The sequence below is a fragment of the Planctobacterium sp. R6 genome (assembly GCF_055755215.1).
Window position 1 is genome coordinate 13907 of sequence record NZ_JBVTQY010000023.1, and the last position, 16536, is coordinate 30442.

Sequence of the window (16536 nt, forward strand, 5' to 3'; positions counted from 1 at the left end):
TTTCAATACTGTTTTATCAAATCTGTTTTAAGCTCCTTGCTCACATCAACCCAATAACTGCTTTGCTGCTTGTTGATAGAAGTTTCGATAGGCTTATGACTTCTGATTTTTAGGATAATCGAATATGGGAACAGAAAGCAGTAAAATACCACAAATAAAAAAACCGGGGTCATTAACACCCCCATTCCTTTTCCTAACCTATACCAACCTCTAGCAGGAGTTCTTAATAACAGGGGGTTGTATAATGTCACGGTCAGCAGTGCGCAAAACAGAGATAAGGTAATCATTACCAAAAACAGTTTCTCCCGGGCTAAATAACTCAATAAAAGAATCAACACCATACAGATAGCGGCAAACTCGACACAGAATCGCTTGCTGATTTCCATTTAAATGCCTCTGTCAAAACCTTTAGTGATAGTAAAACAACTTGCTGGAAAAGTTTATTAAAAAATAGGGGCCACTTTATTATTTGAAGTAATGAACCGTTAGCCAAAAGTTACGTGCCGGTAAACTCGCGACTTTTTGATGGCCTTGAGGCGACAAGTGAAGCCCTCTGGAATAATGCTTTCTGATGCAACCCCATATTGCGTCTACTCGGTAAAACCTTGGTCGTTCCCTCGTCAAAAAATGTGTTTTCTTCGCTTAAATTAATCTCGTTTGAATGCGAGTCAAACTCTCCCATGTCATTTGAATAAAAAACTATAACGACTTCATTGGAACGAGTTTTATCGACAAACAACTCAGCCATCATGGCGTAATGTTTTGGATTATTTCCAGAAGCGGCTAATTAGCTTAATGTCAAACACCTTATTTCTCTTCGAAAGATGACAATGGTCGTCTTTGTTTTAGTTGATGCCTCAATAGATCATACCAAGTGTCCAATTGTACAGCCTTTTTAACCATGAACTTTTAGTCACTGTGGTTAAGGGTAGTGGTGAAATAGCTGGCGCACTTTACGCAAAATTTTAAATGGAATAGTAATTAACCCAGGTTTCAGTTTATTCACCCGCCAAGCGCGAATATCTTCTGCGATTGATAGAAATTTACTTAATGACTTACCTGAACTATTTCCACCTGTGCGCATTTTAACAAGAAAGTTAGGTAAATAGGCAGTGCTCACATTGTGTCTATATAAAAAGCGCAACATCAACTCATAGTCTGCCGAGATGTGAAAGGAAGTGTCAAACAAGCCAAATTCATCATAAACCCGTTTTTTCACAAAAAATGTTGGATGAGGGGGTGCCCAGCCAGCTCTAAAGTTTGCTTTATCAAAAGCGCCGCTTTTCCACACTCGCCAAACCCTGTCAACGTTCTCACGTTGTACATACATTAAATCACCATACACTGAGTCAGAATGGGTTTCATCAAAGGCATTCATAACCTTCGCAAGCACCTGATTGTGGCTGTAAAAATCATCAGAGTTAAGGATACCAATAACCTCACCTGAGGCTATGGTGATCGCTTGGTTCATGGCATCAAAGAGCCCCTCATCCTTACCCTCTACAAGAGTAATATGACCGTCAAAGCGCTTAATGATATCCAGAGTATTATCAGTCGAGCCACCATCAAAAATAATATATTCGTAGTCGCTAAATGATTGTTCTAAAACACTATTAATAGTATCAGCAATAGTGGTCTCACTATTTAAACAGACGGTGATAATAGATAGCTTCATATGTATCTTTGGGACGAATTAACAGGCGGGTTTGCTTCATGTAATTATGATTTGCCACTACAGATTTGATTTTTGATCCAGTTATAGGTCTGCGCTAGTCCTGAATCCAGGGACACACGAGGCAACCAGTTCAGCTTTTCTGCAATTAACCTGTTATCAGAGTTACGCCCTCTCACGCCAAGCGGGCCTTCAATGTGTTTTAATGTAAGTTGCTTACCCGATATCCCCATATACCGCGAAGCAAGCTCATTAATTGAGATCAATTCAGAAGAACCAATATTTACCGGACCACTAAAATCAGACTTTACCAAGGTGTAAACAGCCTCCACGCAGTCATCAATAAACAAAAAGGATCGGGTTTGCTCACCATCCCCCCAAATTTCTATTTCTTCTCCCTCTTTTGCCATAGCCACTTTTCTGGCCAGGGCAGCAGGGACTTTTTCTTTACCACCCTCAAAGGTGCCCTCAGGACCAAAGATATTGTGAAATCTGGCGATACTAACATCCAATCCATAATTGCGCTGAAACGATAAATATAGCCGCTCACTAAAGAGCTTTTCCCAACCATATTCACTGTCAGGAGCTGCCGGGTATTCGGATCCTTCGGTACAGATAGGATTGCTCGGATCCATTTGATTGTATTCTGGGTAGACACAAGCAGACGAAGAGTAAAACACTTTTTTGACACCGCGCCGCGCCATAGTGTTAAGCACATTTAAATTTATCAGTACAGAGTTATGCATCACATCAGCATCGTTATCGCCAGTGAACAAGTACCCCGCTCCCCCCATGTCGGCAGCAAACTGATACACTTCATCTATCTCGGTACAGAAGAGGCTTTCAACAAATTGAGGCTCTCTAAGGTCGCCGATAAAAAAGTCATCTGCGGAACTAGGAGAAAACTCAGGCTGCTTTAAATCAGCGCCAATTACTCTGTATCCATTGGTTATTAGATACTTAACCATGTGGCTGCCAATAAATCCACCAGCGCCCGTTACAAGTGCAACTTTCATTTAAACTTTTTTCTTGTTAAAAGGGCCTATAATCATACACTTAATTATTGTTCTTGGCTCGCTATTTGAACCCCTCTTTACAATCAACCGGCCAGTTCAAAAACACCAACCCAGCCCTTGTAAATAAGGTAAAAAAAGTTTTGACCGACAGTAAAACAAGATCGCTTTTTTGGAATGGAAAGCATTATGAAAAACTACTTGTAATTGAAAATCACGATATCCATACCGGATTTTGTGCCTTAATGATTTACACCCTCAACGGTCTGCGAAGAGCGATTGAATTAAACGCCATTCCGGTCTTTGACTTTAGTGGCAAGAACACCATCTACCTGTATGACGCACATCATGGTAATCAAGTATGGGAATATTTTTTCGAATCAATTAGCCCTTACAATATAGAGCAAATTAATAGCTGGTTAAAAGCTGGTAAGATAAAGGATGAATCCGTAATAAAGCTGACCGAAAAGGAATTTGGTTACATGCATCACTTTGACCCTAACAGGCTTGCTACGTTCTGGGCTTGGGATGTCCCTGTAAATAAAAAAGCATGGATGTTGGAAAAGCGTGAGCTTGGCCGTGAGTACATTAAAAAGTATGTGAAACCAAGGCCTCACATCACGACTAAAGTGGAAGAATTTTGTGCTGCGAATTTTAATCAGAAAATGGTATTTGGCCTTCATATCAGGGGAACTGATTTCAATTATGCGACACCAATCCCCTTGCAAACTTACATTTTGCACTTAGATGAAGTAATTTCACAGTCTACATCGACGAATTACCAAATTTTCGTCGCTACTGATCAACAACAATACCTACATGCATTGCGCGACAAATACGGAAACAAAATAATTGCAAGAGATGTTTTGCGCTCTTCAAACCATATCGTTCCAGTCAAAAACAACCGTGTCGGTGGTTATATCAAAGGAGAAGAGGCACTAATTGATATGCTGCTGTTGTCTCGCTGCCACCATGTTATTAAAGGACCAGCAGCTCTGGGCGAAATGTCTCTGTGGTTTACAGATCACAACAGAATTACTGATTTGTCATTGCATTGCGAATTTAAAACTCAAAATTACAGTAAGCTCAACAGCTCTTTTTCTGAATTGAATATTGGTAACTTATCACGCTTTAAACTCATAAAGCTCAGGTGCAAAGAAACCTTAGTAAAATGGTTATACTCCTGGAAACTCGTTGCATTTTTTTACAAGCGCTTTACTCGAGTCAGGCAATGGCTGGAGCATTAGTGAGGCTTTATTGGTGCTTTTTCCCATTTGCCCGAAGGCTACCTCCATCAAACACTGTCCGAAATTAAAATTACAGTGCGACTCTTTCATCAAGTCATATCGCAGTATTCAAGTGAGACGGGCTAAGTGGCTTTCAAATAGCTGAAAAAGCTGTTTAAGCAACTTTTTAGTTGGAAAATAGTGGCTTACCATAGCCGATATGGACGTGTCAGGCGGTGGTTAAAACATTAATGCGCATTTATTTGAGCATATATCCAGCGATAAAGAATATTCAAGCTTTCATCTAATGACACTTTCGGTGCCCAGCCTATTGATTCCCGAATTAGGCGGTTGTCAGAGTTTCGAGCTGATGGTCCCACAGGTCCGTCAATGTGCTTGAGCTGCAACGTTTTGCCTGACAAGGCTATCAATTTGCTCGCCAGCTCGTTGATTGAAACAAGCTCCTCGGAGCCGATATTCACCGGATCACTAAACCCGGATTGCATCAACTGATAAATTGCATTTAAACAGTCATCAATATAAAGAAACGAGCGCGTCTGCTCTCCACTGCCCCAGATGGTTATTTCATCTCCATCTTCGGCATTGATGACTTTCCGGGCCAATGCCGCTGGCACTTTTTCTTTTCCACCATCAAAAATACATTGTGGTCCTATGATTGTGTGGAGCCTGCCGATACGGGCTTCAATGTTGTAATTACGTCGATAGGACGCAAACAAGCGTTCGCTGAATAGTTTTTCCCAACCGTAGTCGCTCTCTGGATAAGCTGGATAAGCCAAGGTTTCTACGCAATTGGGAAAGCTCGGATGGTCTTCGCAAAGTTTGGGGTAAACACAAGCAGAAGATGGATAAAATATCTTAGTTTTTTTTGCCGTCCCTTTAGCAATTGCACTTAAGATATTAAGGTTGATACGCAATGAGTTTTGCATAATATTTGCGTCGTTATCATGGGAGAAGGTATAACCTGCCCCGCCCATATCCGCAGCAAACTGGTAAACCTCGTCAATGGGTTCTTTAAACAAATCAGCTGTGAACGCGGAACAGGATAAGTCACCTGTGATATACTTGTCAGCCAGGGATGCTTCAAACACAGGGAAACGACGGCTGACAGCAATTACATAGTAATTTTGCTGTTTCAGGTATCGGACCATATGATGACCGATGAAACCACCGGCACCGGTAACTAATGCTGTTGGCACCTATCTTTACTCTTGCAATTTGCTACTGTTGAATTTCATATCAGAATTGTAATACAAGGCGCGAACCTCTTGATAACTGCCTTGTGCGATCAGCCTGCCATTTTGTAATAATATTGCGTGATTACATAGGCTGTTTAACAATTCCACGTCATGGCTTACTAAAAGAATCGTCACACCATTTTCTGCTAAATGCTTTAATCTCCGAATGGATTTTTCACGAAAACCTACATCATTAATCGACAATACCTCATCGACTATCAAAATATCGCGGTTCTGGTGAGTGGCTACAGCAAACGCGAGCCTTGTAAACATGCCACTGGAGTACCGCTTCATCGGTGTATCTAAGTAACCTTTAATGTCGGCAAAATTGACAATCTCGTCAAATCGAAGTGCAAGATCTTTTCTGCTGATCCCCATTAAGGTAGCATTGAGATAAATATTTTCTCTCCCCGTTAGTTCGGGATGAAAGCCGACACCAGCTTCCAGCATTGGTGCGATTGTTCCTCTAAGTATAATTTCCCCCTCTGATGGATCAGAAATCTCACTAATAAGCCGTAACAACGTAGATTTACCGGACCCGTTGTCCCCCATGATAGCCACAATAGATCCTCGCATTATGTCTATATCGATATTCCTGATGGCCCAAACTAATTGAGTTTTTCTTCGGCGAGGGAAACATACAGCTCCCCTCTTGTGGCCTTGCTCTTCTCTGACCAAAGGGATCCGGTATTGTTTACCAAGATTGCGAACTTCTATTACTTTATTTGGAAATACCATTTCATGCTCTCAAATAATGTCTGCGAATTTTCGTTCGTTTGAGCCAAAAATGTAAATACCACTCAGCAGTAACAGTGCTAAAGAGCAAGCTCCAACTATCATGCAATTCAAATCTGGACGAAATGCTTCACCTAAAATACAGAAACGCATTGTTTCGATGATAGCCACCAATGGATTCAAGCTATACAGCAGTTGCCAATCTTCCGGTACACTGTTAATGGTAAAGGCAACGGGGCTGGTGAACAGAGCCAACCTTAAAAGATACGGCACGAAAGTCCCAATATCCCGCTTAAACACGTTAAGTGTTCCCAGCCACAAGCCGAGTGCCAAATTAAGCAGAACGAGCAAGGCAAGAACAAATGGAAGCAACACTAAGTTCCATGTAAATGGAATGTTGAAAAACACCATAAATCCAAACAAAACGCCTAAATTGATAATCGGTCCAAGCGCATTTTTAAGTGCCGCATTGAGCAGAAATATAATCCGAGGAAAGTTGGACCTTACAAGAATATCAGCGTCATCGATCAAACAAGTGGTCCCCTTTGCAACAGAGCCGGAAAAAAACTCCCAGCAGACTAGTGCAGATAGCGCAATGAGAATGTACGGGACGCCATAATCTGGAAAACTTCCAATATGATCAAAAACAAAAATGATGCTTAAAGCCATAGCAACGGGTTGTATTACCACCCATCCAACCCCAAGCAAAGTTTGCTTGTAAGTTACCATGATATCTCTTTTCATCAGGTGAAATAATATTTCTCGTGCATGCCATATCGCAGGCAAGTTGACATGTCTAAAGCGCTTGTCATCGTGACGAATAATTTTTTTCATTGCCAGGTTATTGTTTATTAAAGATAAGGTTTACCCAAAAGCGCTTTTATTCGATAACGCGCTCGCCTGGCGACATTATATAAGCAGCCTTTTAATGACATCAGGATAATTTGAAATATTAGTAAAGTCCTATGACTCCTTGCATTCAGAACTTCTAAACTACAACGACCTGCGGCTGTCGACATAGGCTTGGCTCGAACCTCTTCAAGTGCAACGTCACCTAACCCCCAATTAGGTCCATTGGGGTTCAGGGTAGGTTTATCGAAGGACTTAGACCAACCTGGATTTAATTTCCGATGGCTATGCCTGAACTTAAAGCCTACGTTAATGTGTTCAAGGTGAAAAAAGTGATAGCCAAACACCTTGCCGATATTAACCACAGGGTACTTTTTGATCAGTCGGGTTGCCAGATCGACATCCATATACCAGTAATATATTAGTCTCTCATCATAGCCACCTATATCTTCCCAGAGTTTTCGATGCATCATCAAAATACCGACGGCAGAGGCCCAGTAACAATAAGAAAGTTCTTCACTGAGGTTTAATCTCTGATAGCGTGAAATCGCGAAATCCAAATCACCTAAGCCCGGTTTTTTGGCCACGAACTCATAGGGTAACTGCTTGCGTGCCGCAAACATGTAGGTATTTTCAATATTAAATGGAACACGACTTTTCTTTTCAAATGCGTTAAAAAAACACACTAAAAAGTCCTGTGTCACTAAGGTGTCTTGATCAATTCTTCCGATGTAGAGTCCTTTACTTCTTCTCGCGGCAACATTGAGTGCATATACCTCACCAAACGGGCTATCTTGTTGCAACGATTGCGCCATCGCCAAAGGTACTTCAATAAAGCGAGTGATAGCTGCGGCCTGTTTGCTAAGCTGAATGACCTCAGCAATAGGCTCAGTACTTCCCCAATCGGCGACGACAATTTCAACCTGATGCTGTCTGTTGAGGACATGAACCTTTTGGCTCACATAATTAATGCTGGTAGATAAGCGCCACATGGGGTCGCCCATGTAGTTATCGTTCCTGGAGCAGATAATCAATGAAAGTACGATATCGTTACGCTGAGTCAATTCACCATCCTTGATCCTAATATCAAAAATCCGTCACCTTGAACGACCTGATGATACATCATTGCTTTAATCCTTTGGAGTAAATAAGAACTTTCTGTCTTTGAATGAAGGCTCAGGCACAGTCATTGTGGCTTGCAGCGAAAATGTTTCTGTTCCTTTGGGACGAACCCACAACTGGTAGTCACCTTCAGCAATAATATCACTGTCGGATAGAGTTTGTTCTGTGGAGTATGGCACTATAAACTCAAATTTCCCCTGCTCATCGGCCTGCGCAGTTCGGGTAAAATTAAACTGTCGACCGGTGGTTTTGCTGCGAAGGGAAAGCCGTGCCTGAATCTGATCACCTGAGCCTGCCTGACCTTTTATAACAGTACCCTTAACAATTTCGAATATTTTGATGGTTGAATGTATTTGACCATTATAAAGATAACCGTTACCCGTATCGACAACATCCACCTTCGTCCATTGTTGATAACGCTCAAGCTCATCAGGGGTATCAATCGGAAATGTTTTGGGAACGAACGTATAACTAACCTCATCTCCTGTGCCTGAAAGTTGCAAAAAACCGGCACTATAAGTTTGCTCAGAGCTTTCATAAACCATTCGATAGTGGCTAAGTTCCTCACCATCATTTGCATATAAGCGGGCAATCATGGAGTTTTTATGGGTGTTATCCATAGTAATATAGGGAACCTGCTTGCCATTGACATTAACCTTCCCATGCCTGACCACCTCAACAGGTTTGTCAGTAAACTTTGATTTCGCATGAATAAGTGGACCATAGGTATCCTTGTCCACAATAACATAGCGAATTGTGCGCTCATTGGTAAATCTCTCTGACAGCACTTCTAACGATTCTTGTTCGCTTTGAGCCAATAACCACCGGGGGATATAGTTGGATGGAAGACTGCTCCATACAGGAATTCGATTACCGTATAAAGCGACTAAATTACCATAATCCCAGGCGACCATAACGCCATAGTCTTCCTGCTCGCTATTAGTCGAATCGTAGTATTCCCCCCGGATTGAAACCGGTGCCCTTGCCGGTTGTGGAGAATGTTGCTCAAACCAAGCCAATGACCGGTACCAGGCTTGATGATATATTGTCATTGCTTGCAACTTAGACTCCTCAATCCAGGGCAAAGATAACACTTTGAAGGGATATATTGGCAAGATTAAACAGACCAGACCCAATACCAGAACCAAAGCGTTAGTGAAAACTTTGGTTAACGCTGCCTTGCGAAGTACTACTTTTTTAAGCAACAACCAAATCGAATAACAGGTAAGGGAAGCTAAAAACGCAATAAAAGCCGGGACGGCGTAATCAAAATCACCTGACAGGTACCAAAGCAACAACCAGTTCACTCCAATGGTGATAGGAATTACTGTTTCGCTGGGTAACTTGCGTTTGTATATCATTACCGGAAGCAACACCAACCCTGCAACAGCCAGTATGCCTACGACGCCAAATTGATTGATAAACTTCGTACTAGTGACAGTGCTTTCTTCAAAAATAAAGTTAGTGGATTCACTTAACACTACCGACACTAACAATAAGCCAAGCTCAGTAAAGTACACGGTGATAACAGCAAGCAAAAGCACAAGAATAATAATTATTCCAGCTACCACAACAGGTGAAAATCGCAGTGCCAAATACTGCTGAATGCGCGGATAACACCAGGCTCCCACAATCAACATCACTGCACCGATAGCCAGAAAAAACTGGTTTCCAGGCACAAACCACAATGATAACAGCAGTATCAAACCATACAGAGCGCTTGCTTTGGTTATCGCTGATATTTGCTCTGAGCGAGCCTGGATCACAGACCAGTAAGCGAAAAATGCGATGTTTATGAGAAGAACAACCAACGCTGCCCCTTGCCAGGTATAGATAAGCATGATCAGTGGTAGTGCGGCAAGACAGATTGGTTTCCACTGTGTACCTTGGCGATGCTCCCGCGCCGACCTCAGCAGAAACACCATGCCTATCACAATAGCCAGTGACAAACAATATTCAGCAGCATGATGGTCAACAAATCCAAGAACTGAGCGATCCAGTGATTTACCGGGGTACAGTAAAAAAAACAATGCTGCCAACAACGCAGTGGGCGTATTTATTAATTGCCGGACCAGAATAAACAGTAAGAGATAGGCAATTACGGCTAATATGGGTGTAAACCAAACCGCCACCCTAGCGATATCATTCAGGCTAGCTTCACTGCCATAAAGCAACAGGGCAACGCTGGAAATCGCGAAACCGAACAATCCGGTAGCATGATTTTGGCGAACATCCGGATAACTTGCCCCAATGTCCATCCTTTGTATTTCAGGATAATGGACCAGGGTGTATTTTGCATGGCGCAGGTGAAACAGCGAATCCACGCCTAGCAATTTGATTTCATCGGGGTTCGCAAAAATGTAATCGTAGGCCCCCCATGTACGTGCGCCAAATGCCCCGATGAGGATGGCCGCCAGGAGGAGCAACGTGGTGAGTCTGGAGCCAGGTTTTTTGAAGAGCGTGTATGCGTCAGTCATCAAGTTTAAAACGTATTCGTTGCCATTGTTATGCCGTAGCGGTTCTTATGAGACAATCTCTGCTGTTTGGTGAACTGTGGAATAAAACATGCCATAATCCCGGACGGCTTATATTAAACCATTACAAACCAATAACTTCCACGAGAGAAGTGAACAGTTATTGGTAATTTCATTCACGGAATTTCACAAAAGCTATATTTAATGAACCCCTGCATTGTTTATCTCGCTCAAAATACCCCCAAAGATCCCCAGTACGGGCGCGACTCACGGGGAATGCTGGAAAAAAGTCTGGATTTACTGTTTCAAAATTACAATGATGCCTTTCAACATGATGTACTGATTTTCCACGAAGGTGATTTTGATGAAAGCAGCCAGATAGAAGTTAAAAAAGGACGCTCACAAATCCGGTTTCGCGAGATAAATTTTGCCATTCCTGAATTTTTGAATCCCAGGGAAATACCCGAAAAATGGGATGGGATATATGGCATTGGTCAGCGTCACATGGCACGATTCTTCTGCTATAGCATTTTTCCTATCCTCAATGATCTTGGCTATGACTGGTATATGCGCCTGGATGATGATTCCTTTATTCACACAAAAATTAATTACAACCTGTTTGAATTTATGGCCGCCAATCAGTGTGATTATGGCTACCGGGCCATTCTTAAGGAGCCTTTGCGCCCGACATATGGCTTTTCTGAAATGGTACTGGCTTATATAAAAGCAGAGCGAATAAAGCCTGTCTCTTTCCTGCAGAATTTTGATCATTCACTGGCACTCAATAATGAGCACTTTTCGCTCAAAGGTCGTTTAAAAAAGCGGGTCACCAATATCATTGACCGCCTCTCTGAAAAACTGAATCACGACTTAAACAACTGGCCAAGGGCCACTGAATGGAACCGGCAAACTTATTACAATAATTTCCATATCACTCGCGTTGGATTTTGGATGACACCTGAGGTCCAGTCTTTTTTGAGCTATTTCGACCGGGTGGGAGGAAACTACAAATACCGTTGGTCGGATCATATTGTCCAAACCGCAGCGATACAGATTTTCATGCCAGACCACCGGATTCATCATTTTCAGGATTTCACCTACGAACACGCGACAATTAAAAAAGGCAAACTGGAATGGGGAGGAATCTTTCCCGGCACTGATGATAACGAGTTATTGGCAGTGAATAACTTTAAAAAACAATATGGAAAACTGCTCTGTAACCGTTAACATAAAGCCGGTAACACAGCTTGATGCCGACCAACACAAACTAATAATTTCAGCATCCTGTACCTTGAGAATTAATTTAGCAGAATGAAAATAGCAATTATAACTGGAGCCACCGGTCAGGATGGCGCCTATTTGGCAAAGCTTCTTCTGGAGAAGCAATATAAAGTTATCGCGACTTACCGACGTAGAAGTGCTGATAGTTTTTGGCGTTTTGAAGCAATGGACATTATGTCGCATCCCCTTCTTCATTTTGAAGAGCTGGATATCAATGATATGTCTGCATGTATCCGTTTGATCGACAGCAACCAACCTCACGAGATATACAACCTTGCTTCCCAAAGTTTCGTAGAAACGGCATTTCGGCAACCGGTAATGACCAACCAAACGAATATTGTCGGGTTACTAAACTTACTTGAGTCAATAAGAATGGTCGACCTGAATATCCGGTTTTATCAGGCATCAAGTTCCGAAATGTTTGGCAAGGTACAGGAAATACCGCAAACAGAAAATACCGTTTTTTATCCCAGAAGCCCCTATGGCGTGTCCAAACTCGCCGCTCACTGGATGGTGATCAACTATCGAGAATCCTACAACCTGTATGGTGCCTGTGGTATTTCATTTAACCACGAATCGCCACTGAGAGGAAAAGAGTTTGTAACCCGTAAAATCACAGATGCCGCGGCGAAGATCACGCTTGGAAAACAGGACTGCCTGGAACTGGGTAACCTTGATGCGCAACGGGACTGGGGATTTGCCGGAGACTATGTGCTGGGTATGTGGCAAATGCTGCAATTAGAACGCCCTGAAACCATCGTCTTTGCAACTAACAGAACTGAATCAGTGAGGAACTTTGCCAATATGGCGTTCAATTGTGTTGATATTGATCTGATATGGCAAGGCCACGCGGAAAAAGAAATTGCCATCGATAGCAAAACCGGAGAAACGCTGGTAAAAGTGAGCCCGGAACTTTATCGACCTGCCGAAGTGGATATACTTCGCGGCGACGCTGAAAAAGCCCAGAAGCTTTTAGGTTGGCAAGCTAAAACCTCGCTGGAAGATTTGTGCTCATCAATGGTAAATGCCGATTTAAAGAGAAACCAACATTAACTTGTCCAGATAAAAACAGGAACATCAGGCAACCACAAATTTGAGCATTATTTGAATGAAACGATTTTTTGTCATTGTTGAGAGAGACGCAGGGTTATTCTCACTGATTCAGCAGGTGATTGCCAATATACCCAGGGCGCTTAACGAATCCAGAATTCCATTGGTATATTTCGGAAATCAATGTTGTTACTGGGTTCCACAAGGATATTATGGCAAACACAATGTTTGGGAATATTATTTCGAACCCTTAATTGCAAAATACGGCTGCGACACCCTTCCCCAGGAAATCAAAGATATTGCTATTGAGTCTCCACCTGATCCTGATTCAATCGGGCTGAATTACACAACGCGTTTTTTTCTCAGTAGTAACTTCGGTGATCACTCGGTGTTGAGAAATCAATGCTTGCAAATTCCATTTGAGTGGCGAGATCCAGATCAATGGTTACGACGAACCTGCGCGCGATTAATTGAGGAATTTATTCGTCCACGGCAGCTAATAATGGATCGCGTCTTGAAATTTAATAAACAATATTTTGAAGGTAAAATGGTGATCGGTTTACATATCAGGGGAACCGATGCAATTTCATCTGCAGAACCTCGATTGTTCCGTAAGAATTCGCTCATAATTGAGCGCTATTTAAATCAAATTGCAAAACATAAATTGAAATCACCGAGCGCCAAAATCTTTGTAGCTACTGACTCCGTGCACTCTTTAAATGCAATTAAAGAGGTATATGGGCAAGATGTGTTGAGTTATTCCAAAATACTGCACGACGAAGGGCCTGCAGCAGGAAAAGGCCCTACGGGTGAATTAATGCCTTCTTATATAGCTGGCAATGCCGACACCGCTGTAGAAAATGGTGCAGAAGCTGTTGTGGATTATCTACTTTTAAGGCGATGCAACATCCTGATCCATAACGGAGCCAGCCTTGCCAGGACTGTACTGCTCAGTGAGCCTGATATGCCTCATATCAATACCCATCGACCGGGCTGGAAAATGCGACTTAGGGCAATTTCTATAAGTCCATATTCATTGAGAAGGACACTACAAAAACTGCAAGAACGACTAACCCGCCAACGGAAAATACGTTTTCAACAGTGGCATGCCTTTTTGAAAAATAATTAGTGTCCACTTGCTTAAAAAAACCAATTCGAGAGCTCGCAAAACATGAATCCCACATTCGTCTACCTGGCACAAAACACGCAGAAAGACCCCCAATGGGGAAGAGACTCACGTAGTATGTTGGAAATCAGCCTGGACAAACTATACGAGAACTATAATCAAAAGTTTCGCCAATCTATTATTATTTTTCATGAAGGCGATTTTAGCCATCAAGACCAGATAGAAGTTGCCAAAGGGCGATCTGAAATTTCGTTCCAGGAAATCGAATTTAAAATCCCAGAGTTCCTGGATAAATCAAAGGTGCCTGATATCTGGGTTTCATCAGCAGGCAAAGAATACGGTGAATGGGGCTTGGGCCATCGTCACATGTGCCGCTTCTATACACTCCAGGTATTCGACATACTAAGTGAGTTGGGCTTTGATTGGGTTTGTCGATTTGATGATGATTCGATTTTACACTCCCCTATTGAGTACGATTTATTTGAATACATGGCAAATAACGACTTTGAATATGGATATCGGGTTGACTCTCAGGAACCTCATAGATTAACAGAAGGCTTTAGTGAAGCGCTGCATGAATACATTGACAAATTTGCTATCGAGCCGATTTTTTTCCATGAGCATGTTTGGAAATCCAGCCTGAAAGATACCTTGCGCAATTACTACTATCAGTTGCTGTCTCTCAGGTGGCCACTGAAGAAAAACAACTTACGCATTGACGGAAAATATGATAACTGGGGTTACTTCAACAACTTCTTTATATCAAAAATATCCTTTTGGAAAAGTGACCAGGTGCAACATTTTTTGCACCATTTTGATCGAATGGGAGCCAGTCATATACACCACTGGAACGATTTAATTCTGCAGTCTGCCGCTGTGCAAATATTTATGGAAAAGAATAAGGTGCATAAATTCGAAGACTGGACGTACGAACATGCGACGATTAGAAATAACAAACTGGAATACGGTGGGATCTGGCAAGGCTCCCGTGATGAACACGCAGTTGCAGTTAAAGCGTTTGCAAAGCGCTATGGCAAGGCCGTTTTTGATATTGAAAAAACCTATTGAAGCGAAAACCTAAAATTCAAAAAGTCTTTAGGTATGGGAGGGTGCTTGAGAGCACAATTTTATTCAGGTAATACCAGTTCCATTATTGAGAATAAGAAACCAGCACATGCCATCAATACCACAATCAAAAAGATTTACTTTTGCCAGTGACGCTGCTTGGGTTTTTAAGAATTGTCAGAGCGCTGCAAAGATGCCGAGATTTAATCCAGGTTTTGTTTTCAGAACTCTGACGCTAACTTTGCTTAGCTTTTTTAATCAGGTTACAAGATTTGAGTTCTTGTAATAAGCGCTCCACCATTTTTCGGTTGCCTGCTTCGTTTAAATGAATCTGATCCAAATAGACCTCCTCATTAGAACCGTTTAATGCGTCGCTTACATTTGCGGCACAAAATACTGAACTCGCCCCATATCCTGCTTTCTGATTTCGAAGGGCCTGATCCGCTGCCGAGTAAAACTCATAGAGGCCATGTTGCAACTTACTTTCATACTTTTTTAACTTGGTTGTCAGGGTATCTTGTGGCTGGTAATCAGTAACGAAAAGGTTTGGCTGAATAAACCAAGCAAAATGAGTGCCGGATGCCTCCAACTCTCGCTGCAAGCGCATAACATTTTTTAAGTAAATTGAGACCTTAATATCACTAATTTCAGGCCTGTCTGCGCCTGATAAATCATTAGTATTCCCTGTCCTGGAAGAAATCATCTCAGCAAGCTTAAAAAAGATATCAGTGACAAAAATTCTTTTAAAGAAAAAAACCAGTTCTTGTGCGCTTAATTGCAAAGCCCTCATTAGCAAACTACTAACGCTATAGGAGTTTTCTAGTATTTGTTTATTCATTCTATACCCTTCCGTTTCCAGGGAATTAGGATTTACAAGGTTCGTCGATGCCATATTCATTGAGTCGTTGCCACCATTATAGGAAATAACCAGGTGGGGTTTATATTTTAACAACTCATTCGCATAATAAAGGAATTCATTCCTCGAGTCGTAATCACTCACTCCAGCGTTAATCACTTCAAATCGGTTCTTATTGGCTACATTAGGCAAGTAATGCATAGCTATTTGGTCAGCGAAAATTGCGGGCAACGAATACAGAGAGTTTTTGGCCCCCCAACCTTCTACCGTTGAGCCACCTAGAAATACGATCCGAAAAGTATCTTGCGCTGGAATATAATCAAATGTCCGTAGGTCTTTATAAGTTGTAACAAACCCCTGACTATTAGTTGTCGTTACAGTACCCAGGAATGGAGACCAGCTAACGTCCGGGCGTAATCTATGGCCAAGTAATGGATCTGGTGAATAAGCTAACATCGTGTCCAAAACAGGCTCAGTAAGCCCAATGTAATTCCGATTGAGTTCGATTGAGAGCAATTCCTGGCTATGCACAAAATACTTGAATGGCTTTAAAATGAAATACCTTTCAAACATTGGCTCGATTTCCTGTCCGCGAACATAAGTTCTGCTTACAAATGCGGTTGCAAGACACACCTCGATAAACAAGCCCAACGATATAAGCACCAAAAAAATCAATGCTGCCAATTTAGCCTTTTGGCCTTCCTGAGAATATTTCAAAAATCGATTCTTAGCGTCTATTTTTCTTTTCATGAACAATTCCGTTTATATAGCAGTCTTCCGTCTGAATCACTCTAGCAAAAAATACTGTTTA

At 42.0% G+C, this 16536-nt stretch carries 15 protein-coding genes; 5 read left to right on the forward strand and 10 right to left on the reverse strand.

Annotation, left to right across the window (positions count from 1 at the left end; all coding sequences use genetic code 11):
• Positions 1-2 precede the first annotated feature (2 nt).
• The 4 genes from AC0J20_RS14570 to AC0J20_RS14585 all read right to left on the reverse strand — a co-directional run bounded on the left by AC0J20_RS14570 (position 3) and on the right by AC0J20_RS14585 (position 2688).
• Entirely contained in the window at positions 3-386 is a 384-nt protein-coding gene (locus AC0J20_RS14570; RefSeq protein WP_473022215.1) for an SxtJ family membrane protein, read from the reverse strand.
• Between the two features lie 110 nt (positions 387-496).
• Positions 497-751 (reverse strand): hypothetical protein, encoded by a 255-nt coding sequence (locus AC0J20_RS14575; protein ID WP_473022216.1) that lies wholly within the window; start codon positions 749-751, stop codon positions 497-499.
• Between the two features lie 171 nt (positions 752-922).
• Positions 923-1675: a glycosyltransferase family 2 protein gene (locus tag AC0J20_RS14580; RefSeq protein WP_473022217.1), complete on the reverse strand. Its 753-nt coding sequence runs from the start codon at positions 1673-1675 to the stop codon at positions 923-925.
• Between the two features lie 44 nt (positions 1676-1719).
• On the reverse strand, positions 1720-2688 hold the full coding sequence (locus AC0J20_RS14585) for an NAD-dependent epimerase/dehydratase family protein (protein WP_473022218.1): 969 nt from the start codon (positions 2686-2688) through the stop codon (positions 1720-1722).
• A gap of 65 nt (positions 2689-2753) precedes the next feature.
• Between AC0J20_RS14585 and AC0J20_RS14590 the strand changes: the two genes are divergently transcribed.
• The gene (locus AC0J20_RS14590; protein ID WP_473022219.1) at positions 2754-3932 is read left to right on the forward strand and encodes an O-fucosyltransferase family protein; all 1179 of its coding nucleotides are present in this window, start codon (positions 2754-2756) and stop codon (positions 3930-3932) included.
• 227 nt (positions 3933-4159) lie between these two features.
• Here the strand turns inward: AC0J20_RS14590 and AC0J20_RS14595 are convergent, their stop codons facing one another.
• The 5 genes from AC0J20_RS14595 to AC0J20_RS14615 form a co-directional block, all read right to left on the reverse strand.
• The gene (locus AC0J20_RS14595) at positions 4160-5128 is read right to left on the reverse strand and encodes an NAD-dependent epimerase/dehydratase family protein (protein ID WP_473022220.1); all 969 of its coding nucleotides are present in this window, start codon (positions 5126-5128) and stop codon (positions 4160-4162) included.
• A gap of 6 nt (positions 5129-5134) precedes the next feature.
• Positions 5135-5905, reverse strand: coding sequence for an ABC transporter ATP-binding protein (locus AC0J20_RS14600; protein WP_473022221.1), 771 nt, complete (start codon positions 5903-5905; stop codon positions 5135-5137).
• 9 nt (positions 5906-5914) lie between these two features.
• Positions 5915-6736, reverse strand: a complete 822-nt coding sequence (locus AC0J20_RS14605) for an ABC transporter permease (protein ID WP_473022222.1) — start codon at positions 6734-6736, stop codon at positions 5915-5917.
• A 17-nt stretch (positions 6737-6753) separates the two neighbouring features.
• Positions 6754-7815, reverse strand: coding sequence for a glycosyltransferase family 2 protein (locus AC0J20_RS14610; protein WP_473022223.1), 1062 nt, complete (start codon positions 7813-7815; stop codon positions 6754-6756).
• A gap of 66 nt (positions 7816-7881) precedes the next feature.
• Entirely contained in the window at positions 7882-10350 is a 2469-nt protein-coding gene (locus AC0J20_RS14615) for an STT3 domain-containing protein (protein ID WP_473022224.1), read from the reverse strand.
• A gap of 201 nt (positions 10351-10551) precedes the next feature.
• Here AC0J20_RS14615 and AC0J20_RS14620 point away from each other — a divergent pair, with 201 nt between their 5' ends.
• The 4 genes from AC0J20_RS14620 (at position 10552) to AC0J20_RS14635 (ending at position 14872) form a co-directional block, all read left to right on the forward strand.
• Positions 10552-11574: a glycosyltransferase family 15 protein gene (locus AC0J20_RS14620; RefSeq protein ID WP_473022225.1), complete on the forward strand. Its 1023-nt coding sequence runs from the start codon at positions 10552-10554 to the stop codon at positions 11572-11574.
• 84 nt (positions 11575-11658) lie between these two features.
• A complete protein-coding gene (gene gmd, locus AC0J20_RS14625) occupies positions 11659-12681 on the forward strand; it encodes a GDP-mannose 4,6-dehydratase (RefSeq protein ID WP_473022226.1) in 1023 nt (340 codons plus the stop codon).
• A gap of 55 nt (positions 12682-12736) precedes the next feature.
• Complete coding sequence (locus AC0J20_RS14630; protein WP_473022227.1) at positions 12737-13807, forward strand: O-fucosyltransferase family protein; 1071 nt, start codon at positions 12737-12739, stop codon at positions 13805-13807.
• A 42-nt stretch (positions 13808-13849) separates the two neighbouring features.
• Positions 13850-14872, forward strand: coding sequence for a glycosyltransferase family 15 protein (locus AC0J20_RS14635; RefSeq protein ID WP_473022228.1), 1023 nt, complete (start codon positions 13850-13852; stop codon positions 14870-14872).
• A 232-nt stretch (positions 14873-15104) separates the two neighbouring features.
• On the opposite strand, the gene AC0J20_RS14640 is transcribed toward AC0J20_RS14635, so the two are convergent.
• A complete protein-coding gene (locus AC0J20_RS14640) occupies positions 15105-16475 on the reverse strand; it encodes an SGNH/GDSL hydrolase family protein (protein ID WP_473022229.1) in 1371 nt (456 codons plus the stop codon).
• Between the last annotated feature and the right edge of the window lie 61 nt (positions 16476-16536).